The organism is Halalkalibacter alkalisediminis (assembly GCF_028610705.1).
GTDB lineage: Bacteria > Bacillota > Bacilli > Bacillales > Bacillaceae_D > Halalkalibacter > Halalkalibacter alkalisediminis.
Window position 1 is genome coordinate 72,211 of sequence record NZ_JAQQWT010000002.1, and the last position, 26,788, is coordinate 98,998.

A 26,788-nucleotide genomic window follows, 5' to 3' on the forward strand; every position below is an offset into this window, starting at 1 on the left:
TCCTTAGTCGGAGGCACTCTTTTTGTATTGGTAATCAATGTAGTTTGTCGTGTGTGACAGTGTAGTCTATGACTACCCATGTTCACCTGAATATGAAGAACTTTCTTAAGAGTTAGAGAGTATACTTCTGTATAGGCGATGATATAACCGACTGATAAGATAACTTTCCTATTACTGTTACAATATCATTTTTGTTGGTAACGGTTGTCTGGTCATATTGAGTAGGATTTTAAATAGGTATTTATTCGGTTTAAAAAAAATTAAAATCTTTTAACAGATTTTATATTCCTTAAATTACCTTCGTAAATATTGTGTTTCTTCACACTTTCTTGAAACATTAATTCTATTCTAATGATAGTAATTGATATGAGGTGTTGATAGATGATAGAAACTAGTTATAAGAAAGAAAAAGCTAAGGAATTAATTGATAGTAAATTAACATGTAGTTTAAAACATAGACAGGATGTTACCATTCCAGGTTCGATTAGAAAAAAGTTATTCATTCTACCTGGAGAAGAGGTAATTATTGGATTAGAGGAAGGTTCAAATGATTTATTTATCCGAAAGTACACGAATCATTCATTAGAAAACAAAATGGTGGTTAGTGATAGAGGTTCTATTCGGATCCCTACTGAGTTAACAAGAGCTTTAGGATTGTGTAAGGGTGACATGTTTCACATTTATCTAGTGAAAAATGAAAATGGTCTATTACTAAAGAAGGTTAATTTGTAACAGAAATTCACTACTAAGTTATCTACTATGAGAAAGTAATCTGACATTTTTTTGAAATTTAATGCAATACCTTTCTATCTTCATAATTTCTATACAATTTTTATTTACACTTAAGTAGTAATTAAGCAATCAATTTAAAGGAAAAGGGGAATAAAAATTGATAAAGTCATATAGTTTAGCTGGAATAACGCTTGCTTTGTCATTTGTGATAGCGGGCTGTTCAAATGATGCGGTTGACCATTCAACAATGGGACATGGTGAACCTCAGGAACAGGAACAAACTCAAGAAGCGCTAACGGAGGATGGAATGAAAGTGTTCGATCTTAATGTTACGGAAGTCCACTGGATGTTCAATGATGAAATTATGGATGATACGTGGACATATAATGGTAGTTTGCCAGGGGAAGAAATTAGAGTTCAAGAGGGAGATACAGTAGTACTAAATGTAACCAATTCACTTGAGGAACCAACAGCCCTTCATTTACATGGTTTTCCAGTTCCAAATGAAATGGACGGTGTTCCAGGTGTGACACAAAATGCAATTATGCCTGGTGAGGAATTTACGTATGAATATCAGGCTAATGTTCTGGGCACATATTGGTATCACTCACATCAAGATGGTGCTAGACAAGTTGGGAAAGGGCTTTATGGGGTCTTTATTGTCGAGCCTAAAGATGGTGAGCTGTACGATTTGGATAAAGTAATTGTAATCGATGAGTGGTCTTCTATGGGGATGGGAGACATGAACCATGGAAGTATGGATCATGGGGCCATGGAACACGGTAGTATGAGTGAAGAAGAAATGGATCATGAAAGTATGGACCATGGAAATATGGATATGAGTGGTGATAGTGATGGGTTAAGCCATTCAGAAATGATGAATAAAATGTATGATACGATGGTGATTAATGGAAAAGCAGCTCCGCAAATTGAGGCCATTCGTGTGGAAGAAGGGAATAAAGTGAAACTTCGTTTTGTGAATGCGGGACTTTTTACTCAAGTTGTTTCTATACCAGAACACTCATTTAAAATTACAAACTACGATGGGCAGCCAGTAAATGAACCAGAATTTTTAAATAATACGACTTTTCGTATCGCGCCTGCTGAACGTTATGACGTTGAGATAGAAATGGATAATCCGGGGGCTTGGGGAATTAAAGTTTCTGCTGAAGAGAATCAAGAGAAACTGCAGTCTCTAATACCATTTATTTATGATGGTTATGAAGACAACGATATTCAAACGTCCGAAACAGTATCATCATTCTTTGACTTTACCACATACGGGGAAGCGAAAGATCTGAATGTCGGTAATATTACAAAAGAGTATGATATGATTCTTGGAACAAATGATGGTGGCGAAACGTTTACGATTAACAATAAATCGTTCCCAGACCATGAAAGCTATGAAGTTGAAGAGGGAGATGTTGTGAAGTTTACTCTTGTGAACGATACGGACGTTGACCATCCAATGCATTTACATGGTGAATTCTTCAATGTTATTTCTAAGGATGGGACTCCGATCTCTGGTTCACCAATCGTTAAAGACACGTTAAATGTCAGACCAGGTGAAACATATGAAATTGTTTTTGAAGCAAGAAATCTTGGGATTTGGATGTTTCATTGTCATGAATTTCATCATGCAAATGCGGGTATGATGGCGGAAGTCCGTTACACAGGTTTTGATCCTGCATTTACGCCTGATCCTAGCATCCCGAATAAGCCTGAATAATAGTAATTTATTAAAACATGTTAAAATAAGGACTGAAGATCTAAGGTAGGTAAATTTTACTATACTTATCTACCTTAGGTCATTAAAAAAAGAAAACATTTAGAAAAGGGGATGTGTAAATGAAAAAAGGAATAATGGCTAGCATTCTTGCTTTATTTATCATTACAGCTTGCTCAAATGACTCAAATCAGGTTGACTCTTTTATGCATATTCATGGTTTGGAGTACTCCCAAAGCGATGAGAGTATTTTCTTAGCTACTCATATGGGTTTAATAAATATGAATGAAGACGCATGGAATTTAGTAGGTGATCCTGAACATCAGCATGACTTTATGGGTTTTACAATAATAAACGAGAAAACTATGATTTCGAGTGGCCACCCTGGTACTCGCTCTGACTATGTTGATCCATTAGGGGTTATCATTAGTCATGATTCTGGGGAGACATGGGAACCGATTGCTCTTTATGAAGAAGTTGATTTTCATTTGCTACACATAAATGAGGGGAATAAAGAAATCATGTATGGAATTGATGTATACAACTCAAACCTTTTCAGATCAAACAATGGAGGTTATGACTGGGAAATGCTTGATTCAACAGGGTTACCAGAACCTTTAGCTTCCGTACTCTCACTAATATCTCACCCTCAATCTCCAGATTACTTACTTGCTGGGACTGAGAAAGGGCTATATGAATCATCGGATGGTGGTTTAACATGGACCTTAAAAGAGAATAATCTAAGTACAAGCGCTCTACATACTCTTGATTCAAATTCAGAAGAGTTAGTTGCCTATCTTTTTGGTGAAAAAGAGGGATTGTTTTTTAGTGAAGACTTTGGAGAAACTTGGGTATCTCTTAATTTTAAGTTAGAAGATGATTACATTATGTATATTAGCAATCACCCAACTGACGACCAAAGAATAATAATTGGATCAGTCCACCAAAGTATTTATGAAACAACCGACTTCGGAGGAACATGGGAAGTGCTAGCGGAAGAAGGACAAAGAAAATAATAAATAGAGTCTGATTATGACTTGAGAGTAGAGTTAGTATATCAAATGACGGTTTGTCAATCTAACTGCGACACTTCTTCCTAAAATGCTTCGTATGAAGTTTTCATCCAAGACATTTTCTTGGACGATGATTAATTAAATACAATGCTAACTCTAAATTTTCTTCTGGAACTCGAGATAGATTGGTCTTCTTAGGTGGAAAAAGGAGTTCCATTCGCGCATTAATTGGACTCCTTTTATTTGGTGATTTACACGGCATTTTAGATTTTGGCACATAAATGAGCAAACAATAACGCAGCGCAAATCCCAACTATCTACTAGACAGCAGATTACTGTTATTTCAAGTATTAAACGGTCTGCTATTAAGAAACTTTTATGGTGCTGTATTTTACACGAACATCTCGTCTTCTTTTTCAACGAGGCTGAAAAATCGAAAAGCTAATGCCCTTCATCAAGCTGATGAAGAGCAAAGCAACGCAGAAACCCTAGGGAAATGTCCTTCATAAAGCCAATGAAGGACATTATTGTTGTGGATACACTTAGTAAGCAAGCTATCGGGAGCTTGTGTTTATTTAAAGATGACAAAAAAGCATTGGCTAATTTAGTTGTTAACCAACCTAGTGCTGCTCTTTGGTATGCGATTGAATATTTTCTACTCTTGAACCGAACCGGTTAATGGTTTTGATAATATAGCTACTTTGGCTGGAGGAATGGATGTATGGGATGGTCCTATTAGTGTGGATTATCAGAACAATTGAAAGAGTCGTTATATACAAGTTGGCCGAAATAATATAAGGTAGCAGGCTAGACCTAATTCATAAATATTTTTGATCGAACTACTGATAAAATAGAATGTCAGATACCAATCCGTAACAAATCTATACATAGGTGAATAAAATAGGGTATTTCATTCCAACTAAACCTTCAATTTAGAATGATAGGATAACCGTATGACACTTTTTGACTTCCTTTAATAAAATCCAATTGTACCTCAGTAGATTTAACGAAGGTACTGAAAAGGGGCATGATTTTTTAATCACAGCCCTTTTTTTCATTCAATTTTAATTTATACCTAAAACAAAGGCAAATCCCGGATTAATTTTGGCTATTTTAATAGATAAAAAATTTATTGATAAATATTACTTTAATGTTGGTTCAGAAAAAATCGTTAATATTGTAAAGAAAATCAACGTGACAATATTAACGATATAACAATTCAAATCGTTTGTATGAAGGGCCAGGATTGTCTCCGTATGGCTTTAATCCTATTACTTTACAGATACCAGGATTTGAAGTTATAAAGTATCAACTTAAAGGTATGTTAGGCGAATTCCTCTACAAACGCATTAAAGTAAAAGTGAAAGTGAATTTGCAACATTGTGAAGGATTACACTTAAGGGTGCGTTACTGCAACAGCAGCAAGAGCGCTTTTTCAGTAACAAGGCGGTTTATTACTATAAGGAATTACCAATTAATAACCCAAATATTATTGCTACAATTAGGGTGAACTCACAATGTAGAGTTTTAGAATTTTTGATTTTTAATTAAGAGAATCTTTGAATTATGAAAAAATAGAAATCGGAAGAATGTGATCCCATTTAAGAGCAATCAAATAAATAGTGTAAGATAATTTTAGCCTATAGAAAAGTATCGAGAGTATTCATGGAATATCGCTCAGTATGCGTTTTCCCTTTTTGTGATATTTATGATTTAATTAATGAATAAACTGTTCATACAGAATATATTTTATAAACACTTAAAACAAATATGGGAGGAAGTCATTTTATGGATAAAAGTGATAGGTCAATTTTTAAAGTTTCCGTCGGTATCGCAAGTCTTTTTGTATTAATAGGTATTCTTATCCCCGAACAACTAGGTCAAGCGATGGTCGTAGCACAAGGGTTTATGCTTGAGTCATTTGGTTGGTTTTATCAGTTAGTAGCTACATTTTTCCTTGTATTTTCAATATTTATGATCTTTAGTAAGTATGGAAAAATAAAACTCGGAAAAGCAGATTCTCAACCAGAATTTAGTCGACCGACGTGGTTTGCAATGTTATTCTCTGCAGGAATGGGGATAGGCTTACTTTTCTACGGTGTATCTGAACCAATTGCTCACTTTGCTTCACCTCCAATTGGTGATGGTCATACTGAACAGTCGGCGATTATCGGAATGCGTTATACGTGGCTTCATTGGGGCTTGCATGCTTGGGCAATTTATGCCATTGTTGCTTTAGCTCTTGCTTATCAAAAATTTAGAAAAGGTGCACCAGGGTTAATGAGTGCAACGCTTTACCCTGTGCTTGGTGAAAAGGTGAAAGGTCCCATCGGTCAAACGGTCGATGTCGTAGCTGTTTTTGCAACTTTGTTTGGAGTAGCAGCCTCTTTAGGGCTTGGTTCTCAACAAATAAACGCCGGCTTAGAATATCTTATCGGTATTCCTAATAACTTTATGGTACAAATGGTGATCATGAGTATCATAACAGTTCTTTTCATCATCTCAGCAAACACAGGTATTTCGCGAGGGATTAAATTAGTAAGTAATGTTAATATGTCCTTAGCAACCCTACTCTTTTTTGCCATGCTCATTCTTGGCCCAACCCTATTTTTACTTAATATGTTTACGACAAGCTTGGGTAGTTATATACAGAATGTTGCCTTAATGGGCTTAAGCTTATCGCCTTTTGATGGCAATGAATCAGCCTTTACCCAAGGATGGACTGTCTTTTATTGGGCATGGTGGATTTCATGGACACCATTTGTCGGTATGTTCATTGCCCGCGTTTCCAAAGGCAGGACGATCCGAGAATTTATGGTAGCCGTTCTATTTGTACCAACCCTTGTTTGCGCTCTTTGGTTTACGGTCTTTGGAGGTACAGGAATTTATTTAGAATTTGTTCAAGGGTTAAACGTATCGGGTCAAGGACTTGAGACTGCCTTGTTTTACGTCTATCAACATTTGCCGTTTGGTATACTCCTATCTATTCTGACGGTAGCCTTGATTACCACATTCTTCGTTACTTCAGCTGACTCAGCAACTTTTGTGTTAGGTATGCTGACTACTGGTGGAGATTTAAATCCTACCAAACGAGTAAAAATAACTTGGGGTGTTATCTTAGTGGCATCAACTCTAGTGTTAATGGCTTCAGGTGGGCTTGCCGGATTACAAACAGCCATTATAGTTAGTGCACTGCCACTTACATTTATTGTATTAGTCATGTGCTACGGATTGGTCAAAGCGCTTAATAAAGATTTAAAAGAGAAAAATAATGAAAAAGGGAAGCTAAAAGAGAAAAAGATGATCGGAAAAACAGCAAGTTAACAAATATAAAAGGTAAACTGGCCCCTCATCCAATTAGGAAGAGGGGCCAGTTTCGTAATGAATAAACATAAATAAATTGCCTCATCAGTTGTATCTGTTCGTCATCTTCATTTTTGTTTTCTTTTTTCGATGTGCTAGGCTTACCACCAGAACGAGAATGATAACGACTAGCGATTAAATGTATTGTTGTGTAACTAAAGGTGATCGATTATTCAATAAAGACAGTCGCTTCTTGTGGGTTAATGAAACAACAATAGAGGATTTATAAAATATTCTTTAATCAGTATGTATATAATCTATGGCTATTGTCATTGAAAGTGAAGAATTAAATCCATCATCATTCATTGAAGTAGCTTATAAAAAAATTTATGATAAGGTTATGATCGCACAGAAAATTAATTGGTAACGAAATTCGAATTTCTCGCTTACAGCACCCAGAAATTTGGCTTTTTTCATTTGGTTTTCCTTCGTTGTGAAATCACATTTTTCGGACGCCACCCCTTTAAGAAGAAAAATATGTTATTTTTTGATTCTTTTGGTTAGAATGAAGGAGGGACATTTTTATGTGCACTAATTTGATTTAGACCGTGATACGTCCAGTCAAGTTCTTTATTGAGAGACAATATGAGAGATTACAAGAGTGTAGGACATATCAATAAAGAGACATACACATCTACGTTTATAGAGCTTGATAACCGTGGCTACGTTTTGGAAAGATAAAGTATACCAGCAATAGTTAAAGAATTTACTGTTAATAAAGTTACTTGGCAAGAGCTACTTCAAGATTATATAACTGAATTTAAACATTACTGTGTTTCTTTTCCTAATCTAATCGAAATGTTAGAAGAACTGAAACGAAACAACCTTATTTTAGGGATAAATACTAATGGGAAAGGTCAGTTTCAGATGGATAACGTTATAGTCTTAGGGATCGACAAATACTTTGATGCGTCAGAATGAGAAGGACTAAGAAAGCCCGACAAGGAGATTTTTGAGAGAGCGTTAGAGAAATTACATGTATGTATCTGTGGAAGAAAGTGAGTGTTTGTTGGAGACCATCCAGAAAATGATGTGGAGGCTGCGCAACGTGTTGGCATGATCGGGATTTGGAAACAAGATGCTCAGTTTAATAATAGAATAGCTAATTTTATTGTAGATGATTTGGTCAAGCTACCTAGGCTTGTTAAAAATATACATTCTATTTGAAGTTACGGAGGAACAGTAATGGAGATCAGAGAAGCTAGCCCTAAGGATGCTGAAAGGTTCATCTCCTTAATTCAAAAAGTAGAAGCTGAAGCTGAATTTATGCTTATGGAACCAGGGGAAAGAAAAATGACTATAGAACAACAACGTAAATTTTTACAACAAATGAATAAAACGAACAACTCAATAATTCTCGTGGCAGATAAAGAGAGTGAGCTTGTCGGTTATGTCATAGCAATTGGTGGTAATACCAAAAGGAACAAACATTCTGCTTATCTGGTTATAGGAGTTATAAAAGAGTATAGAGGCCACGGTATAGGAACAAAATTGTTTCAACAGTTAGAAAAGTGGGCCATTACGAATCAAATGTATCGACTAGAGCTGACTGTTGTAACTGAGAATGAAAGGGGTCTTTCTTTGTATATGAAGCGAGGCTTTGAAATCGAAGGAACGAAACGGAATTCATTAATGATCAATGGAACGCTATACAGTGAGTATATAATGTCTAAAGTGTTTATAAAACTGTAGTTGTTACTTTATTTAACATATACCTTTACTGCATGTTCTTCGATGGAACAACTGAATAGAAAACCAGTGATCTAGAAGTAAGCTCTATTTTCAAGTCTGGTTCTTATTCAATGATTGACGAGGAAAATAAAGTTGGTTTAATATACGATGATTATTCAATTGCCTTTATTGCCGATGAAGAGCAAAATTAGAAAGTAGTGCAACAGATATAACAAGGAGATCTAATTCTTTATATAGCTATTCCATTCACATTATTACGCAAAATATAAATTTGACGTAATAATGTGAATGGGTTAAAATTGAATGGAGGTGAAATCATGACCAACGATGCTCAACAACAACATTACAAAAAACTTCAAACCTTACTTAAAGAATTACCTTGGTATGTTGAGGAATACATACATCATAAAAGAAGAAAATTATCCGCGGCATCTTTACTAAATTATGCTCATGATTATAAAATATTTTTCAATTGGCTACATGCAGAACATTTACATATGGACGAAATAAAAAATGTTCCTCTTGATTTGTTAGAATCACTTACTGTTCAACAAGTCGAAGGATTTTTAAGTTTTTTACAATATCAACTCAATAATAAAGAAATTACTGTAAATCGTAAATTATCTGCGTTAAAGTCCCTCTTTAATTACCTGCAAAACATTGCTGAGACTCGAGATTTAAAACCGTACTTGAATCGAAATGTAATGGCTAAAATTGAATTTAATGAGCTAAAGGATAGCATGGAAACGATCGCCAATAAGATGGAAGGAAAAATCTTATTGGGAGATGAATATGAGTCATTTCGGCAGTTTATTGCTTTTGAATATGGTCAGCTATTTAAAGATAATAAAAAAATAGTTAATTTTCATACACTAAATCGTGAACGCGATACTGCAATTGTATCATTGATTTTAGGGTCAGGATTACGTCTTTCTGAGGTTGTTAATTTAGATTTAGATGATATTGATCATAGCAAGTTTACCGCACGAGTCATTAGAAAAGGCAATAAAGAACAGTACGTCTACTTTAGTAAATTGGCCATGGATGACCTTCAAGAATACTTAAAAATCCGTGTTGAACGCTATAAAATAGATAAAACCAACAAGGCCTTATTTGTAGCAGCAGCAATGGGTCCAAAAGGCAAACTAAGAAGATTGACAGGTCGCTCTATAGAAAAATTAATTGAAAAATACGCAACAGCCTTTGGTAAACCCTCTTTATCTGTTCATAAATTGAGACATTCGTTTGCGACTAGGTATCACGCTGAGATTAACGATGTACCGAAGTTAAGGAGACAACTTGGTCACTCATCTATACAAACAACGATGATATACACTCATATCAGCAATGATGATTTGAAACATGCGGTTGATAAGATGGATATACCTAAAGATGATGTTTAGTCTTTTAGGGTATTTCTAAGTTTACTTCTTATAAAAAACTGCAACGCAGAACATTTGTTTGTGTGATGTGGTTAAGTTATATCTTTTACTCTTAGATTGATTATGCAAAAGAAGTTCTGTCATTTTTTAGATGGAGTTTACGTAGAGAGGTAACCAAGAAACTACGAAAAATAAAAATTCGATATTCGCGTTTGGGTTGAGAGTAAAGATCTTTACCTTCTAATGACAATATTGCACATTATGAATCTTAAGAACGCATTCGAAACCTATGAATTAAGGAGAAATTAAAATGTGGAAATTAACAGACGGAAAATTAGTCCATACAACAGATACTTCGAGAGTTAAGTTTAGAACGAATGTCAGTAAAGCGATAATTGACAAATTAAATGTAATGGCTATTGAGCATAATAGCTACCCCAATTACTTAATTGAAAGCGGGTTACAAAATGTACTTGCTGATGGAGTGATTCACTTTAATAAAGAATCTAGACCTAAAGACCGAATTCAATACAAAACGACGTATGATAGAGAATTATTGAATAGTGTAAAAGACTTAGCGAAAAAACACAATATGTATATCAATGATGTGCTGGAATATAGTGTTAATTTTATTGATTTAGAAAACATTAAAAAGAGTAGTTACAAACATCGTATAGAATAATTTATTAGAACGCCCCGAACATAACATATATTATTGGAACCAAAAACTAATCAATTAAAATCATCTCAAAAACTAAGTATACTCTTTATTTTGAGACGGAAAAATTATAATCTGAGTTTATCAAACATGAACTTAATTTTAGCTACGTATATATCTATATAGCTTGTCTAATTTATTGATGATTGCAGGTGATTTTGATTAACCATTTTTCAACTAGACAATGGATTGGTTTATATCTTGGTCCTTCTTTTGCATTACTCGTTTATTTTCTACCAACCATTACGAATTTGCCTAATGAAGCTAGAGCTGTTTTGGCTGTGACTTTATTTGTTGCAACTTGGTGGATAACAGAACCAATTCCTATGGCACTTACCTCTCTTCTCCCCCTTATTCTGTTGCCAGTCACTGGAGGAACCAGTTACGAAGCGGTTTCAAACGCTTATATGAATCCTCTTGTCTTAATGTTTTTAGGTGGTTTTGCCATTGCCTTAGCAATCGAAAAATGGAATTTGCATAAACGCATTGCTATGTTGATCTTATTAGTGATTGGAACGACCAGTAAACGTATTTTACTAGGGATTTCATTAGGAACTGCTTTTCTGTCTATGTGGATTTCGAATGCTGCTACTGCACTGATGATGCTGCCTGTTGCTCTAGCTTTAATATCAGAAGTAAAAGAAAAAAACTTATTTGATCAACAATCCTTTCGATCATTCTCAAAAGCCTTGTTACTTATTGTCGCTTATTCTGCATCCATTGGTGGTTTAGCTACGCTAATTGGGTCTGTACCTAATGCTGTATTTGCGGGGGTGATGAGTTCAATCCTACATCAAGACATCTCGTTTGCAACTTGGTTTCTCTTTGCATTTCCAGTAACTATAGTGTTGTTAATGTTGTTATATCTCTTAATCATAAATCAATTTCCTATAAATCGTAGCGCCTCCATCCCTCTTTCATTTGTTCATAAGCAATTATCTCAACTTGGAACCTTGACGAAAGAAGAGAAATTAATTTTTCTTGTTTTTCTTGCAACTGCATGTCTGTGGATTTTTAGTGATATGATCCCCCTTCATTTAACTGATTCGAGTATTGCATTAATAGGAGCACTAAGTCTTTTCTTTATCCCCTCTTCAAGAAATCAAGCCTTATTAACCTGGATGGATTTAAAGAACATTCCGTGGAATATTTTATTGTTATTTGGTGGTGGGCTGTCCATTGCATCGGCATTTATAGACTCAAATTTAACGAGTTGGGTTGGGGCACATTTCAGTCATTTATCCAATTATCCTTATTTATTGATTTTATTCATCTTTGCAACAGCGGTTCTATTTATGACAGAAATCATGTCTAATACGGCTATTTCAAATATGTTTATCCCCGTCTCCATTGGATTAGCCACTATACTAAGTGTAGAACCATCCGGATTAATGGCGATTGTTGCTTTATCTTCTACTTGTGCCTTTATGACCGGTCTCAACTCCTCCTAATCCAGTACTAATCATATCTCTCTTCTGAGGATATGATTAGTACTGGATGGCGATTGAATGTAATTGCAATATTTGTGATCGTAGCAGCCGTATACTTATGGTTGCCTCATGTGATTCACTAAAAAACTATATATTGAGTTAATACAGAATATTTATAAATTTCCTGGGTAAGCGCATAAAACAACCAAAAAAATTAGATTCGACTTTCCTAAGCATTTATTTACCGAATGGAGTCGAATCTAATAATGTAATTAACAATGGTTTTGTTTTGTATGAATGCCTAGCAAATACGCATCCAATAGTAAGCTCATGCTCTCATCGGTGCTTAGATTTAACCCAAATCCGCCATTTTGCTCCAATGACGCGAATCCATGTAAGATGCTTCGTAGTCCCCTTACTACGTGAAGGGCTTCTTCTTTTTCGAATTCAAACGGTTCCAGTGCTTCTAACGCTAGTGTTACTACCCTCTCCCCTGCTTCATACAAAGTCTTATCTTCAGGGTCAGGTGCGCTCAATGAAATCGAATACAAGCCTGGATGAGTTCGTACGAATGTAACATAAGCCCACGCTAGTGCCTTGACAGCTTTGTCACCTTTTAAACCTTCTATAGATTCATTTAACGTAAAATATAGTTGCTCAAGACCGTAAACAGCTAGTTGTTTACGTAAGTCGTGTAAGTTTTTCACGTGATTATATAAAGATGGCGGTTTTATGTTTAATTTAACGGCTAAAGTTGTAATCGTTAAAGAATCAATGCCATCTGTATTTGCAATGTCGGCTGCTGCCTTTAAGATCACTTTCTTTTCTAGACCTACTCTAGGAGACATCTAAACAGCTCTTTTCTTATCAATTTGTACGTCCTTTTTTGCTTTTTCAATTGCCTTATTCATCGCTTCGATCGGTTCTTTTAACATTTTACCATGACCTACGGCTAACAGCGTCGGGTTGAGCTCCATTAGCTTAATGGCGCTATCAATCGCAGCAACACGATTCCATGTGGCTAGTGCTGGAAATGGAAACAACCACTGCATATGACCACTAACGGCAATCCCTCCCCTTGTTTGAAATGCATCTCCCGCAATAAGTGCATTTGTACGCGTATCGACAAAAGACATTAGCCCTGGAGTGTGACCTGGAGATGATACACAGAGTAATGAGCCAATTACATCTTTGTCTTTTATGAAAAAATCAGCTTTTGTTTTTATCTGCTTCGGAACTCCACCTCTTATCTGCAGATTTGGCTCATTTGGAAATAATGAACGATCTCCTGCGAGCAAATGTGAATCTCTTTCTGATATATAAACCTTTGCATTAGGGATGTGTTTTTTTAATTGATCTAAGGCACCCACATGATCTTCATGTCCGTGTGTAAGAACAATCCTAGTGATTGGTTTTCCGATTGTTAAAGCTGTACTCAAAATAGACTTAGCTGAATAAGGCAAAGCAGCATCAATTAATGTCAGTTCTCTCTCCTCTTCTACTAAATAGCAATTTACAGGAAATAGATGTTCAAGAAACGTTAACTGATGTAGATGTTGGACCGTTTTCATAATAGCAACACACTCCCACTCGTTGATAAACTAATTTCATTAGTCATAAATATAAACTAATTAGATTAGTTTATCAACAAAAAAATAAAGCAGAACTGCTTTCTTAAACAACGGCCCTCGCACAGAGCCGTTGCTACTTTATCTTTTAAATCCACCTTCTGAATGAATAATCTGACCTGTAATCCAAGCTGCTTCTTCACTAACAAGAAATTTTATCGTTCTTGCGACATCTCTAGGTTCACCTATTCTCCCAAAAGGAAACATTGTTATTAACTCATTTTTTATTTCTTCTGTCATCCACCCTGTATCAGTTGGACCTGGATTGATAGCATTAACCGTTATTCCTAAAGGTGCAAGTTCAGCCGACAGTGTGATAGTTAGAGCATCAACTGCTCCCTTTGTTGTAGCGTAGGCCAGCTCCCCAGGCATCGGCCCTTGAAATTGACCCGAAGTAAGGTTAATGATTCTTCCTCCAGATTTCTTATTAAATACTAAAGCGAACTTACTACTTAACAAGGTCGTAGCGCGAACATTGACCATGTAATGTTTGTCTAACTCCTCCGATGTGACAGTAGAAAAATCATTACTAGTTGAGTATGCCGCGTTATTGATTAATATATCAGGACAACCAAGTTGCACAGTAACTTCATGTAAAAGTCGATCAGCTGCATCGGCTTGTATTAAATCCAACTCCATGTATGAAACTTGAACACCATTTTTTAATAATTCTTTTTTTAACGCACTTGGTTCATCTAAATCTATACTCCAGGGCATTTGTTGATCATATTCAGTCCAATATGTATAAAAAATGTGATAACCTGACATGGCTAACTCCTTACAGATTGCGGCTCCAATTCCTTTAAGACGGCTAACACCCGTAATAATCGCAATTTTTTCTTGATTCATAATTGATTTCTCCTTATGAAAGAAATACCAAAAGGCATAGGAGATGTTCTTTCCCACTGTTCCTTCTGAGTATCAAATTTATTTCTTCATTATGTAATTCGACTTATTTAGATAAAAACCTATCATTAGATTGTTGTTTTCTGTAAAAGATAAGAAGTAACTACAAGAAAGCTGGTGAAAGAATGGTATATCTCTTATTACTAGTCGGATTTGCCCTATTAATTAAAGGGGCTGATTATTTTATTGATGGCTCTTCTAATATAGCCACACTCTTTCGTGTACCACCGTTAATTGTTGGACTTACGATTGTTGCCTTTGGAACAGGAGCACCTGAAGCAACGGTTAGTATTATTGCTGCATTAGAAGGAAGCGCTGACGTTACAATAGGAAACATTGTCGGAAGTAACATCCTGAATATTTCGTTGGTCGTTGGGGTTACAGCTTTTATATTTCCTTTATCAGTCGAAAGGCCGACAATAAAAAAAGAAATTCCTTTTGCTTTTTTATCTGCCGTTGCATTAATTGTTTTAATGAGCGACCGAGGACTTCAAGTAACGGACGTAAATATGATTACTAGAAGTGATGGAATTATCTTTTTGCTGTTTTTTTCGATCTTTCTTTATTATGTTATTGAAGCAGCTCGAAATAGTCGCGAACAAACAAGTGACATTCCTTTACAATCAGAAGAAACTGGAACATGGGGAAAAAATGTCCTTATTACCATTGTTGGTCTAGCGGCGATCATTTTCGGAGGATATTTAGTGGTAGAAAATAGTACAGACATTGCTTTCCGTTTTGGAATGAGTGAAACCCTAGTAGGTTTGACTATTGTTGCTATCGGATCCTCTCTACCTGAACTCATAACATCAGTAACTGCAGCCATGAAGCAGCAGAGTGAAATTGCATTGGGGAATATTGTTGGAAGCTCCATCTTCAATATCCTATTTGTACTAGGAGTTTCATCCATTATTTCTCCACTTCCTGTTAATGATAAGTTATTTTTTGATGTCATCGTTCTTTTGATCTTAACGGTTTTCTTGTTTGTTTTTTCAAGAACCAAATATAAAGTGGCTAAATCGGAGGGCTTAATCTTAGCTATCTTTTATATCGTGTACCTCGTTTATATTGTTATCAGAAATTAGCAGAGCGTACGTTCCTTGGTGTATCGCTCAAAATGATTCGCCTAAATGGAACATGGCAATTGCATTAATGTCTAAAAAAACGTATACTTAACTTATATATCAGCATATAATAAAAAACCGACGGTGCTGGTAACACCATCGGTTCTGCAAAAGAACGGCCCTTCAAGGGGGCGGCAGATCATACAATTAAGCCTTGATCCACCCAGCTTCTCTAGAGTAAGGGTGGATTATTTTTTGTCTTTTGCGGTAATAATCACAACGACTAGTGTTGCAAAAGCAACCATAAGCATTAGTGATTCGAAGACGGTCATTGGCCTCACCCCCTTTCACATGGGGATGAAATGCCTCCACCCTTGAGAAGCAATATTCAATTTGCATCTACTATTATAACACAAAAGATACCATTCATAGAAACAAATGTTTGTATCCACCGTTGGAATCAATGATACATATATTGAATCTCTTCCAAGTCACGAATCAATGATTGGAGCTCTTCTTGTGACAAAGAAAGGAACATTTGATCGTACAAAGTAATGACTTGTCCATCCTTATCATTCTCATGACTTTTTAAATACCGATAAAGCTTATCCGTTTGTTTTTTATTGAGTATCGATTTTGTAGTTTGACTTTTTACTTGTTGTACAATAAATTCATTAACTTCTTTATCAAATTCTCCTGAAATAATTTTCCCATCCCAAGGCATTCTAACCACTCCTGAAGTTTATTACTTAGTATATCCACATCAGAAAATGACTATAAACAACTGGCTAATAATTCATAAGACTTCAATCGATCTTCAAATTGTAATGTATTGGTGATAACCATGATTTCGTCTACTTTGTAGTGTTCAATAAGGTTTTCTAATTCTCTTTTCACTTGCGATTGACTACCGATAATGGTTTTTTTAAATTTTGATCTCTCTCCCATCACTCTCACTCTCACTCATAAATAAACCAAATGCATAGGGCAATCCGTATTCAGCTGCCAGTCGTGCACTCGTCTTATTTGTTCCTAGAAGCCAAGGTTGTGCCGCGATCACTGGTTGTGGAGTTGCAACTACCTTAGAATTTGGATGGTCGGCTCGGGAGTGCCTTCAAAAAAGTACAGCAATTCTTTAAGTTTTTCTGGCATATTCCATACTTCTTTTAAAAAATGGTCTGACAACACGTCAGTTGCTTCTACAGACCCTCCAGGAGCACGAGCCATTCCTAGGTCCACTCTATCTGGAAAAAGGGTTGCTAACATATTCGCTAATTCAGCTACTTTATAAGGTTTATAATGAGGTAACAATATCGCTCCTGAACGAACCCTTATATTTTGAGTTTTTGTTCCAATGTAGCCGAGTAGAACTTCAGGAGCAGAACAAGCAAGATTGGGGAAACTGTGATGTTCAGCAACCCAATAACGAGTAAATCCCTATCGCTCTCTAGCTTGGGCTAATTTTAATGAAGCATTAAAGGCATCATAAGCCGTTTGATTCGTTGATATAGGGACCTGACTTAAAATGCTTATTTTCATGACTTACTACCTTTTTTCTAGCAATCCTTTGTAACCTTATTCTTAATTTTTTTGGGAAACCGTAACAAATGGCATTGTGTTATGATAAGTTTATTCTATTCATTGACAGGAGCTGATCAATTGATTAAATATAAAGAGCTTCATCACGTAAGTTTAACGGTAAGTGATTTACAAAAATCAACAGAATTTTATCGTGAGGTCTTGGGTCTTAGAGAGATCGAACGTCCTGATTTTGATTTCGCTGGTGCATGGTTTGAAATCGGCCAACAACAACTTCATCTTATTGTATTTCCAACTGCTCAAACCATCCGACATGATAAAAAACTAAGCAGTCGAGAAGGTCACTTTGCTTTAAGAGTAGAAAATTACCACGAAGCTTTGCATTGGTTGAAAAAGCATGACATCGAAATCCTCGAGAAACCCCACAGCAAAAGTGGGTTTGCTCAAATCTTTTGTACAGATCCAGATGGGCATTTAATTGAATTAAATGTAGATCAAAGAGACCTATAAATAGTAGAAAAAAACAAGGTGAGATTCTGTGTCCTCACCTTGTTTTTATTTAATTTATTATGCCCCAAATATATTCTGAATGAATATACGAACAACATCAGCTCCGCCAATGATTGTTCCTAATGTACTTCCTAAGTTGGTTAAGACGACGATTAATAAAATACGAGTGACCTTATTACTCCAAAATCCTTTAACGGTAAAAACATCTTCTGAAAGGGTTTCGAAATCGCCTACTTTCGGTTTACGGAAATAGGCCTCGACAAATCCAGCAAACCATCCAGCAGCTAAGAGCGGATATAAGGAACTAAATGGAGCAATGAGTAAAGCTGTTAATATCGTTAGAGGGTGACCTAAGGCAATCGCAGCTCCAATCGCGGAAAATAGCGAATTCCAAATGACCCAGCTCATTGTTAAATTAACACCCACTTCCGGATTTGCCCAGAATGAATAGCCAATGATGGCAAGAATAATGAATGGGATCGCCCATCCGATAAACATAGGTGCTTTTGATTTATTTGGACGTTTATTTAATGCATCTAAATTGTGTTCCTTTTTTATTTCTTCCTTGATCCCTGGAACATGAGCAGCTCCTAAAACAGCGAGAATCTTCTTCCCTGGAGCATCCTTTATTTTTTGTGCTAAATATTGATCTCGTTCATCAATTAATGGTACTTTTAATTTTGGAAAAGACTCAGTCAGTTCATCAAGCATGGAGTGTAGCATGTCTTGAGATTTCATTTTCTCGAGTTCTTCTTCTGAGATTTCCTCTTTATTAAAAACACTGTATATAATTTGCATAAGAAGCTTTGCTCTACCGCTCAAACCAATCCCATGCCAAATGCGCGCAAAAGTAATTTGAATATTTCTATCCGCCAAAACTAAATTTGCGTTTATTTCTTTTGCTGATTCAATCCCTTGAATCATTTCTTGACCTGGTTTTATATCAAATTGCTTTGCCATCCGTTTTTGAAAAGAAGAAATAAGAAGATTCATTAAAAGAAGAGTAGCTTTTTTCTCTTTAATCACCTTAAAAATATCCATATCTTTCCATTTTCTACCGTCTGTAATTGATTGGTACCTCTGCTCGTCCAACTCGATACAAACAGCATCGGGTCTCTCGGCCTCAATCACTTCTTTTACTTGTTCTGCACTTTTCTTTGAAACATGTGCAGTACCGATTAAAATAAATTCCTTATCCCCTATGTGGATTCTCGTAATGTTCTTATCTTGTTCTGACATAAATTACCTTCCCTTAGATAGATTCTTTATCTATTTAACCCTATGACACAATCATATAGCTTATACAATCATGAGCTAAAATGAGAAAAATTTCAATCAAATTGTATCGATTCTTTAAAATATACAAGATGTCACATCAAATTAAGATCATCTCTGTTGTTTCTATAGACCTGGATCATCGTAAGAGATTTATGAAATCCTTGAATAGGAATATAGGTTTGGACAAATAGTAAGAATTGAAAAAGAATTGGAGGGAATCAGATGATTAAACAACGAGCAATCGAAATTTCAGAATCACCTATTATGGCAAATGTTACTTATAACGATATTCCAGTATATATTCAGAAAGTAAGTGACCAAAATGAAACAGCAAGAATCTTCCCTTTAGATGATCCACAGGATGAAAAAGAAGTTAATCTTTCTAGTTTAATCGAACATTAATATTGAAAAACACCGCTCTCATTTATGAGCGGTGTTTTCTGAATGAATTATGTATTTTCGTTGATTTGCTTAATTTCTTCATCAGCAAAGTGCTCATTAGCCTTTTCTAAATCCTTGTGCTCGTTAACTGAATCTCCAGGGTATCGATCAATCGTATTTGAAGGATGATATGGATCTAGTTCTGTACGAATTCCGATCTCTCCGCCAGTGTTAGCTTCCGTTGGCAAATCAAATGTTTTCTTCTTTTTTTTATCCAAGACAATCACCTCTATTAATATCATTTGGTCTATAGTTTGCCTTCATAGCCATATTTATATGAATCGAATGTTGAAATACGAACATAAGTTCTATATAATAATAAAAGGGGGTTGAAGAATGTGGGATAAAGATGAAGAAGAATTAATAACAAAGGGTATTTACTTACCTCTAGTTAGAAAAGTATTAGAGCGAGATGTTGAAAAGTTGAAAAAAGCTGAATTGAAATTTATCGGACCTTATCTTCTATTAGTGGAAAGGACCATCATTAAAATTGGCTTGGAATTAGGAAAAGTAAAAAGACAATTGTCGCAAAAAGGAATTTATATATACAATGAAGGAATCAAAGAAGGCTTATGTTTATACTTAATTGTGATCAGAGGTTACCGTCAAGAAAAAAAGCTCTTCCCCCATTTAATGAAACAAAGCGTTGAAACCTATATTAACGAGTACTTAAATCCACCGCAAAATGAATGACTTGATAAGCAACAAGCAGGCATGTGTCATACATAAAATAATTAAAAATGGAATGCGTTCCTTTCACGCATCCCGTTTCCATATAAACATCCAAAACGATTGAACAAGTTAAGCTTACTCGTTGAAACTCTTTATAACGAGTGCCTTGAAAAGTTAACTAACCCACATCACCCTCAGCCATAAGTCCATATTCTTTACCAGATAACTTCAGTTCCATACGATCGCCGCTCTCTACCTCAAAAGTTATATAATATGTAGTCGAAGTTGAATGGTGAAGATGATCGTTATGGTGATGTCGGCGCCTGCAAACGGACGTTCGCTTCGCGACTACGTTTACAGGCACTGTTAAAACAGGCTGTTGATTATTGGAATTCCATTGTTTAACACCACTAACTATATTAAAATGACAATTCCCAAAATAATGAGAAAGAAAATGGGAAAAAGGCTTTCCATAATAGGAAAAGAATCAATTGCCATTTATACTCCCCTTAAACATGATCTAATTTACTCACCCTGAGTTCACCATCACTTCCATTTTTTATCTCTTGTTATTTAACTGTCGTTGTGTTAAAAAGGTTTCATCAAATTAGAAAACATTTTTACCAGTTTGGTAGTTTCATAAAAATAGGAAGAGATTTATCTCTTCCTACAGGCTTACACTTGATCTGGGTTTTCTAATTGAGGATATTCATTTAAAAATCGGTTTTCAGTTGTTGCAAACTTAACGGACAATAAACTTTCATCCGGATTTAATCCAAACAAATCCTTTTGTTCTTTTGTAGAAGACTCATTACGTTCTTTGTTTTTTTTCGTTGTCATCATGATTCACTCTCCTTTTCATTTACTATTTCCTAATGCTAAATGATTCACTCTTCCTTCATGGTTGTTAACTTTTTCTTTTCTTTGCTCCTTCTAGCGTCGAACATATTTTTCCTACAGGTGGGAAAGTAAAACTGGGGTGATCTAATGAGTTCATTATGGAGATTAATGATTTTAAAAAACTTCTTCTCCTCCTAAGGGGTTTGGTGATGAACAACCAAGGTATCCTTCTATTAACAAAATCACTTGGGTGAGAAGGGAAATGTTAGAGACCAAGGGAGATATATGGATCGCTGATTTAGAAAATCGCAACGCAAATCTCTGGATTCAGAACTCAGTAAGTCAGGCCATTTTCGAAAGGTGAAATAAATGACCGCATTCCATTTGTGAAACAGAATGCGGTCTTTACTTATTTTTGATTTGCGTACGGTTAAATCTCAATAATAATAGGAACGATCATAGGTTTTTTCTTTGTTTGGGCGAACAAATATTGTCCAACTGCTTTTTTAATATGCTGTTTGATTACTTTCCATTGGTTTCTATTCTCTTCTTGTAGATCAGAAACGGTTTTGGTAATAAGGCGATTCACATCTTTTTTAAGATCCTCGTAGTCTTGATACACAAATCCTCGGGTAATTGTATCTGGTCCAGAAACCATTTTTCGTTCGGCTTTACTCATGGTTAATACAATCACTAGCATGCCGTCTTCTGAAAGTTGTTTTCGATCACGTAACACCATTTCTCCAACATCTCCAACACCTACTCCGTCTACATAGGTATTGCCTGTAGGGATTTTCCGTGTCTGACGTGCTAGCCCTTCTTGAATATCGACAACATCACCATTATTTAAAATGAATGTGTTTCCTTGTTCGACACCAACAGATTCAGCTAATAATTGGTGATGGTGTAGCATTCTATATTCACCGTGAATCGGAATAAAGTATTTCGGTTTTATTAAAGTAAGCATCAATTTTAAATCTTCTTGATAGCCGTGACCTGAAACGTGCATACCTGATGTGCTTCCTGATCCGTAAATTACATGGGCACCCAGTGTAAATAAATTATCAACAATCTTTGTTACATTTCGTTCATTCCCTGGTATCGGTCCAGCAGCAAAAATCACCGTGTCTCCAGCTAAAATGTCGACACCGCGGAAGTTTCCAGTCGATAAACGCGCAAGAGCAGCCATAGGTTCTCCTTGACTACCTGTACATAAGATAGCGACTCTTTCAGGAGGTAGTTCATTGATTTCTTGTTGATCAATTAACATTCCTTCAGGAACTTGTAAATAGCCTCGCTTCATGGCAACTTCCACGACATTGACCATGCTTCGCCCAAGCAACGCAAGTTTTCGGTTGGTTTTACGGGCAGCATCTACGACTTGTTGAACGCGGCTTATATTTGAAGCGAAAGTTGATAGAATGACCTTGCGCTCGGCCTTCATAAAAGCTTCCTCAACATGTTCTCCTACCATTTGTTCCGATGGGGTTAAACCAGGGCGTTCTGCGTTCGTACTTTCAGACAAAAGGAGCAAGACACCTTCTTTGCCGATTTCAGCCATTTTATGAATGTCCGAATGCTCATTTTTTGCGGGCGTTAAATCAAATTTGAAATCACCCGTATGCACGACCTTCCCCTCGGGTGTATCAAAGACAATTCCCAAACAATCTGGGATGCTGTGTGTTACTTTGAAGAAACTTACATTCAACTCTTCAAAAGTTAAATTTGAATTCGGATTAATCTCAATTAGTTCCGTTTCCCTCAGTAACTTATGTTCTTTTAACTTTAACTCAATTAAACCAAGAGTGAAACGAGTTGCGTAAACAGGAACATTGATTTTTTTTAATAAAAAAGGAATGCCTCCTATATGATCTTCGTGTCCATGTGTAACAATTAAAGCTCGGATTTTTTCTTTGTTTTCAAGTAAATATGTAACATCGGGAATAATCAAGTCAACGCCTAATAAGTTTTCATCTGGGAACTTATTCCCACAGTCAATAATCAAAATGTCATTAGCTGACTCAATTGCATACATATTCTTTCCAATCTCATGTAAGCCACCTAAGGCGTAAACAGATAAAGTACTCAAGGTTACCATCCTCCCTTATGAAATATTACCGATAGTATGTCCTTGTTCTTGAACCATTATCTAGAAAAATTCAATTAAGACTGAGTTGATTACGTAATTGAATTCTCTTTTTTGTTTAAAATTCTAATGCAAGCAATAATAGTTCGACACATTAAAAATTTAATGGCTAAACTTACAAAAGACTGTTGCCATCCCCACCCTTTTTTCCAAGTTATCAAATCTGTCTTTTTAGCAGCGATGGTCTCAATAATAACTTGTGGGATAGTCATAGCAAAAAGCTTTAAGATGATAGCAGAGGGCTTGCTGTTTAATGTCCATTGATTGAAGTAAAGCAAGAATAAAGGGTAAAGTATATAATCAAATGGTAAATGAATAGAAAGTTTCTTTCGGAAAGGTCTTACTTTGTATTTTAAATATCCTTTAGAAACAAGTAAACGATCAGCAAAGGAGTTGCCAATGCAGCTAACAAGATAAACTATAATCCAATCTTTTAATGGGCGTTTCCCAATTGCAAAAGGCAACAAAACTACTCCGATAAATGTTGTAATCAATAGAAATGAACGCTCTATTCCTCTTTCCACGTACCTAACACCTCCGTTTTATAAGATGCCTTTTTTTGATGACTCATACATAGTTAAACGATTCTTACATTTAAAATCAAAACATACCTCTCACCTTTACACTCTCATAAATCGAGTACATGGCAAGAGGTTTCACTTAGATATCATAAAATTTTATGAAAGTAACATTCTTAATAACTTATCTATTTTAATGATTAAATCTTATGGTCAATATAAGTTATATCATCATGAGTAATAATTAGTTAAAGAAGTCTACTCCTAATACTACATACTACATACTACGATTCGTTATTAGGAAGGATTTATTTTTTCTATTATTCAATAGATTGACGACCAAACTCTAAACGACGAACCCTTCTTGTTAAATCCTCAACTTGTGTTTCTAAACGTGTAACACGCTGTGGTATACCTGTTGGTGGTGCAGGTGGTGTCGGTGGTACAGGTGTTGGGGGAAAACGAGGAATCCTAAGCACTTGACCTATATAAACTAGGTTTGGATTTGTAATTGCATTCAAAAACATAAGCTCTTGAAGTGTCACACCATAACGATTTGCGATACTCCACAGTGTTTCTCCAGGTTGAACCGTATGCATCAGTTGTCTCCTCCTCAAAAGATGTAAATTCAAACTAGTGTATGTGTTTAATTTTACAAATGTGCTTAGAATTAGCTTTATGGAAAGGAGGTTGGAATGATGGGTAAGTTCTCCGGGTGACCTAACTCAAGATCAAGTTCAACAATTACTTGGTGTCCTGCAAGGAATTCTTGGTGCACTTGGAAATCTAGGTACAGTTGAAAATCTTGTTGGCGGTGATGAGTAATTTAATTACTTGTTCATGTTAACAAACAACACGTGCAGTCGTTTTGTAAATGCACGGGCCCTTGAACTTTTGGTTCATGGGCCTATTAAGTTGATGTTTATTAAAATAAAATTAGCAACTAATAAAATCCTCCTTCGAAACAGTAAGGGGTTTACCTGCTTCCAACATTTTTCTTGTTAATGAATAAATAAAGATTTAACAAAAATTTCAGCTTCTCTTTCAAAATAAATAGTGGTATACTAATCTAGCGATGAGCTAAATTGCATAAGACGAGATTGACGCGCCTTTAGGCAATGCACAAATGTGGAGTGCTGTCTCTCGCCGCAATACGCATAAAAAGACGTCCTATGGACGTCTTTTTTTATGATGTAAAAGTATTTAAAAAGAAGAGAGAGTTATCGAGGTCACTGAAAAAGGAATGGTTTTAACCTTTGTCAATGATATCTAAGCAACGTGTGGAGCCATTGCCGCTTCTCGAATCTACTAAAAAGGGCTTTTTCAGCGGCCTCGGATTATCTCTCTTCTTTTTAGCGTTTTTTTAGCATGAATCTTATCTGTAGTCCGTATTAGTCGTACACGAGATTGTGATATTTTTTCAAAACGAACCTCGTTTATATCAGACGTTACATCATCCTTACTGTAGCATCGCCTTCATATCTTCCTCTACCGTAGTAATTAACTTCAAATCAAAAGCTTCTTGCAGGACACCGAGTACTCCAGGTGTAATCCATTCAGGTGGCTTTGGTCCAATTCGTACATCTTTAATTCCTAAACTGAATAGCCCTAATAAAATCGCTACAGCTTTTTGTTCGAACCAAGATAAAACAATGCTCACCGGTAATTCATTCACTTCACAATCAAAAGCTTCTGCTAGCGCAAGTGCAATTTTTACGGTAGATACGGAATTGTTACACTGACCTAAATCAATGTAACGTGGAATGCCCGTGTCAGCCACTGTACCAAAATCATGGTCATTAAATCTGAATTTTCCACAAGAAGTCGTTAAAATGACTGTATCATTTGGGAGTGTCGTTGCTAACTCACGATAGTAATTGCCAGCAGGTCCAGGTGCGTCACAACCAGCGATGACGAAGAATCGCTGAATCTTCCCTGCTTTAACGGCATTTACAATCTCTGGAGCAATTCCAATGACGGTATTATGGTGAAAACCGGTTGTTAATTGTTCTTCACTCTTCATATCCGCGTCTGGTAAAGAAAGTGTTTTCTCAATTAATGGTGAGAAGTCATCATTAACAATTTTCTCTACGCCCTCAAGTCCTGCAATATCATAAGAGAAGAAACGGTCGGCATACGTTCCTTTAATAGGCATAACACAGTTGGTCGTAGCTAATATAGCTCCTTTGAATTTCTCAAATAGACGTCGTTGATCAAACCATGCTTTTCCGATGTTTCCTCTTAGATGAGAGTATTTCTTTAATTCAGGGTATCCATGTGCTGGCAGCATTTCTGAATGGGTATAAATATTAATGCCTTTCCCCTCTGTTTGCTTTAATAATTCTTCTAATGCAAATAAGTTATGACCTGTTACGATAATCGCCTTTCCTTCGACATTATTTTGTGAAACGGTTACAGGTTCAGGAACTCCCAATCTAGATGTGTGCGCTTCGTCCAACAACTCCATGACTTTTACCGCTGCTGAACCTACCTTCATTGCCATGTCGATGTGTTCTTGAAGATTAAAGTTAGAGTTTGTTAAAGTCATATAAAGTGCTTCATGTGTAATAGCATCAACTTCTGGATCTGAGTAACCTAGTTGTCTGGCATGTGTCGCGTAAGCAGCAATTCCTTTCAAAGCAAAAACCATTGTATCTTGTAAACTTGCAATATCTTCATTTTTCCCACAGACACCAATAATTTGGCAGCCTCCTGTTGGGGTTTGTTCACATTGATGACAGAACATTCTCCATCGCCTCCGATTCATTCATTCATTTTTCTCTTTATAAGATGTATTTTAAATACTTCTTACTTGATTATCTGTGACATTCATCACATTTTAACCAATATTTTCATTCTCGCACTTAAAAGGTCCATGTATTGTTCAACAAAATCGAGTAGGAGGAGGCGTCTAGCCTCCGACCTCTCACACCACCGTACGTACGGTTCCGTATTTGGCGGTACTTCTTACCGTTCACGAGCTCATCACTGAGTCGTTGTTTTCTTGAAAAATTTCTTTATCTCGAAAACCCTGGGGGTAAGCCTAACCACTTTCCTCTAGAAGATACTGGATTTACTGTAGGAGATTCGGGCAGTGTTCGACTTCGTTTTCTATAGGAAACTCGTCCGTCTCCAGTCAGCCTTATAAAAATTTCTGTCCGTTGTCCAGAGATTTTGCGTCCAGCTTCCT

The 26,788-nt window shown here is 36.0% G+C and carries 28 protein-coding genes and 3 pseudogenes; 15 read left to right on the top strand and 16 right to left on the bottom strand.

Features of this window, described 5'->3' with window-relative positions; all coding sequences use genetic code 11:
* The first annotated feature begins 381 nt into the window (after positions 1–381).
* The 3 genes from PQ474_RS02865 (at position 382) to PQ474_RS02875 (ending at position 3,474) form a co-directional block, all read left to right on the top strand.
* On the top strand, positions 382–732 hold the full coding sequence (locus tag PQ474_RS02865; protein ID WP_273840421.1) for an AbrB/MazE/SpoVT family DNA-binding domain-containing protein: 351 nt from the start codon (positions 382–384) through the stop codon (positions 730–732).
* A 157-nt stretch (positions 733–889) separates the two neighbouring features.
* The gene (locus PQ474_RS02870; RefSeq protein ID WP_273840423.1) at positions 890–2,461 is read left to right on the top strand and encodes a multicopper oxidase family protein; all 1,572 of its coding nucleotides are present in this window, start codon (positions 890–892) and stop codon (positions 2,459–2,461) included.
* 119 nt (positions 2,462–2,580) lie between these two features.
* The gene (locus PQ474_RS02875) at positions 2,581–3,474 is read left to right on the top strand and encodes a F510_1955 family glycosylhydrolase (RefSeq protein ID WP_273840424.1); all 894 of its coding nucleotides are present in this window, start codon (positions 2,581–2,583) and stop codon (positions 3,472–3,474) included.
* Between the two features lie 80 nt (positions 3,475–3,554).
* Here the strand turns inward: PQ474_RS02875 and PQ474_RS02880 are convergent.
* Positions 3,555–3,676, bottom strand: a pseudogene (locus PQ474_RS02880) (IS30 family transposase); the annotation flags it as partial.
* Positions 3,677–4,003: 327 nt separating this feature from the next.
* Between PQ474_RS02880 and PQ474_RS02885 the strand changes: the two are divergent.
* The 8 genes and pseudogenes from PQ474_RS02885 to PQ474_RS02915 all read left to right on the top strand — a co-directional run bounded on the left by PQ474_RS02885 (position 4,004) and on the right by PQ474_RS02915 (position 12,199).
* Positions 4,004–4,150, top strand: a complete 147-nt coding sequence (locus PQ474_RS02885) for a hypothetical protein (RefSeq protein ID WP_273840427.1) — start codon at positions 4,004–4,006, stop codon at positions 4,148–4,150.
* 1,109 nt (positions 4,151–5,259) lie between these two features.
* Positions 5,260–6,795, top strand: a complete 1,536-nt coding sequence (locus PQ474_RS02890; RefSeq protein ID WP_273840429.1) for a glycine betaine uptake BCCT transporter — start codon at positions 5,260–5,262, stop codon at positions 6,793–6,795.
* Positions 6,796–7,584: 789 nt separating this feature from the next.
* Entirely contained in the window at positions 7,585–7,755 is a 171-nt protein-coding gene (locus PQ474_RS26300; RefSeq protein WP_337956318.1) for an HAD hydrolase-like protein, read from the top strand.
* 81 nt (positions 7,756–7,836) lie between these two features.
* Positions 7,837–8,001 carry an HAD family hydrolase gene (locus PQ474_RS26305; protein ID WP_337956310.1) on the top strand — a complete coding sequence of 55 codons (165 nt, stop codon included), beginning with the start codon at positions 7,837–7,839 and terminating at the stop codon, positions 7,999–8,001.
* 18 nt (positions 8,002–8,019) lie between these two features.
* A complete protein-coding gene (locus tag PQ474_RS02900; protein ID WP_273840431.1) occupies positions 8,020–8,526 on the top strand; it encodes a GNAT family N-acetyltransferase in 507 nt (168 codons plus the stop codon).
* 317 nt (positions 8,527–8,843) lie between these two features.
* Entirely contained in the window at positions 8,844–9,929 is a 1,086-nt protein-coding gene (gene xerS, locus PQ474_RS02905) for a tyrosine recombinase XerS (RefSeq protein ID WP_273840433.1), read from the top strand.
* Between the two features lie 289 nt (positions 9,930–10,218).
* The gene (locus tag PQ474_RS02910; protein WP_273840436.1) at positions 10,219–10,590 is read left to right on the top strand and encodes an rRNA methyltransferase; all 372 of its coding nucleotides are present in this window, start codon (positions 10,219–10,221) and stop codon (positions 10,588–10,590) included.
* A 197-nt stretch (positions 10,591–10,787) separates the two neighbouring features.
* Positions 10,788–12,199, top strand: a pseudogene (locus PQ474_RS02915) (SLC13 family permease).
* Between the two features lie 129 nt (positions 12,200–12,328).
* Here the strand turns inward: PQ474_RS02915 and PQ474_RS02920 are convergent.
* From PQ474_RS02920 to PQ474_RS02930, 3 genes are all read right to left on the bottom strand, one after another.
* The gene (locus tag PQ474_RS02920) at positions 12,329–12,904 is read right to left on the bottom strand and encodes a TetR/AcrR family transcriptional regulator (protein ID WP_273840437.1); all 576 of its coding nucleotides are present in this window, start codon (positions 12,902–12,904) and stop codon (positions 12,329–12,331) included.
* Complete coding sequence (locus PQ474_RS02925) at positions 12,905–13,627, bottom strand: MBL fold metallo-hydrolase (RefSeq protein ID WP_273840439.1); 723 nt, start codon at positions 13,625–13,627, stop codon at positions 12,905–12,907.
* A 138-nt stretch (positions 13,628–13,765) separates the two neighbouring features.
* Entirely contained in the window at positions 13,766–14,533 is a 768-nt protein-coding gene (locus PQ474_RS02930; RefSeq protein ID WP_273840441.1) for an SDR family oxidoreductase, read from the bottom strand.
* A gap of 182 nt (positions 14,534–14,715) precedes the next feature.
* Here PQ474_RS02930 and PQ474_RS02935 point away from each other — a divergent pair, with 182 nt between their 5' ends.
* Positions 14,716–15,675, top strand: coding sequence for a calcium/sodium antiporter (locus PQ474_RS02935; protein WP_273840442.1), 960 nt, complete (start codon positions 14,716–14,718; stop codon positions 15,673–15,675).
* A 227-nt stretch (positions 15,676–15,902) separates the two neighbouring features.
* On the opposite strand, the gene PQ474_RS26520 is transcribed toward PQ474_RS02935, so the two are convergent.
* From PQ474_RS26520 to PQ474_RS26530, 4 genes and pseudogenes are all read right to left on the bottom strand, one after another.
* Positions 15,903–15,986 (bottom strand): putative holin-like toxin, encoded by an 84-nt coding sequence (locus tag PQ474_RS26520; RefSeq protein WP_390186695.1) that lies wholly within the window; start codon positions 15,984–15,986, stop codon positions 15,903–15,905.
* A 128-nt stretch (positions 15,987–16,114) separates the two neighbouring features.
* Positions 16,115–16,378, bottom strand: coding sequence for a hypothetical protein (locus tag PQ474_RS02940; protein ID WP_273840444.1), 264 nt, complete (start codon positions 16,376–16,378; stop codon positions 16,115–16,117).
* A gap of 50 nt (positions 16,379–16,428) precedes the next feature.
* Entirely contained in the window at positions 16,429–16,602 is a 174-nt protein-coding gene (locus PQ474_RS26525; protein WP_390186643.1) for a hypothetical protein, read from the bottom strand.
* A gap of 129 nt (positions 16,603–16,731) precedes the next feature.
* Positions 16,732–17,031: pseudogene (locus PQ474_RS26530) on the bottom strand (LLM class flavin-dependent oxidoreductase); the annotation flags it as partial.
* 282 nt (positions 17,032–17,313) lie between these two features.
* Here PQ474_RS26530 and PQ474_RS02950 point away from each other — a divergent pair.
* A complete protein-coding gene (locus tag PQ474_RS02950) occupies positions 17,314–17,703 on the top strand; it encodes a VOC family protein (RefSeq protein WP_273840445.1) in 390 nt (129 codons plus the stop codon).
* A gap of 57 nt (positions 17,704–17,760) precedes the next feature.
* Here the strand turns inward: PQ474_RS02950 and PQ474_RS02955 are convergent, their stop codons facing one another.
* On the bottom strand, positions 17,761–18,942 hold the full coding sequence (locus PQ474_RS02955; protein ID WP_273840447.1) for a TraB/GumN family protein: 1,182 nt from the start codon (positions 18,940–18,942) through the stop codon (positions 17,761–17,763).
* 261 nt (positions 18,943–19,203) lie between these two features.
* On the opposite strand from PQ474_RS02955, the gene PQ474_RS02960 reads away from it, so the two are divergent.
* Positions 19,204–19,383, top strand: coding sequence for an H-type small acid-soluble spore protein (locus PQ474_RS02960; RefSeq protein ID WP_273840450.1), 180 nt, complete (start codon positions 19,204–19,206; stop codon positions 19,381–19,383).
* Positions 19,384–19,430: 47 nt separating this feature from the next.
* Here PQ474_RS02960 and PQ474_RS02965 read toward each other — a convergent pair whose 3' ends face one another.
* Positions 19,431–19,640, bottom strand: a complete 210-nt coding sequence (locus PQ474_RS02965; protein ID WP_390186640.1) for a hypothetical protein — start codon at positions 19,638–19,640, stop codon at positions 19,431–19,433.
* Positions 19,641–19,758: 118 nt separating this feature from the next.
* Here PQ474_RS02965 and PQ474_RS02970 point away from each other — a divergent pair, with 118 nt between their 5' ends.
* Positions 19,759–20,115 carry a YhjD family protein gene (locus tag PQ474_RS02970; protein WP_273840453.1) on the top strand — a complete coding sequence of 119 codons (357 nt, stop codon included), beginning with the start codon at positions 19,759–19,761 and terminating at the stop codon, positions 20,113–20,115.
* Between the two features lie 157 nt (positions 20,116–20,272).
* Here the strand turns inward: PQ474_RS02970 and PQ474_RS26310 are convergent, their stop codons facing one another.
* From PQ474_RS26310 to hcp, 6 genes are all read right to left on the bottom strand, one after another.
* The gene (locus PQ474_RS26310) at positions 20,273–20,458 is read right to left on the bottom strand and encodes a DUF2500 domain-containing protein (protein ID WP_337956312.1); all 186 of its coding nucleotides are present in this window, start codon (positions 20,456–20,458) and stop codon (positions 20,273–20,275) included.
* 311 nt (positions 20,459–20,769) lie between these two features.
* The gene (locus PQ474_RS02980; RefSeq protein WP_273840455.1) at positions 20,770–20,937 is read right to left on the bottom strand and encodes a hypothetical protein; all 168 of its coding nucleotides are present in this window, start codon (positions 20,935–20,937) and stop codon (positions 20,770–20,772) included.
* Between the two features lie 427 nt (positions 20,938–21,364).
* A complete protein-coding gene (locus PQ474_RS02985; protein ID WP_273840457.1) occupies positions 21,365–23,032 on the bottom strand; it encodes a ribonuclease J in 1,668 nt (555 codons plus the stop codon).
* Between the two features lie 80 nt (positions 23,033–23,112).
* Positions 23,113–23,604: a CBO0543 family protein gene (locus PQ474_RS02990; protein WP_273840459.1), complete on the bottom strand. Its 492-nt coding sequence runs from the start codon at positions 23,602–23,604 to the stop codon at positions 23,113–23,115.
* A 314-nt stretch (positions 23,605–23,918) separates the two neighbouring features.
* Positions 23,919–24,197, bottom strand: coding sequence for a LysM peptidoglycan-binding domain-containing protein (locus PQ474_RS02995; protein ID WP_273840460.1), 279 nt, complete (start codon positions 24,195–24,197; stop codon positions 23,919–23,921).
* An 860-nt stretch (positions 24,198–25,057) separates the two neighbouring features.
* A complete protein-coding gene (gene hcp / locus PQ474_RS03000; protein WP_273840462.1) occupies positions 25,058–26,344 on the bottom strand; it encodes a hydroxylamine reductase in 1,287 nt (428 codons plus the stop codon).
* Between the last annotated feature and the right edge of the window lie 444 nt (positions 26,345–26,788).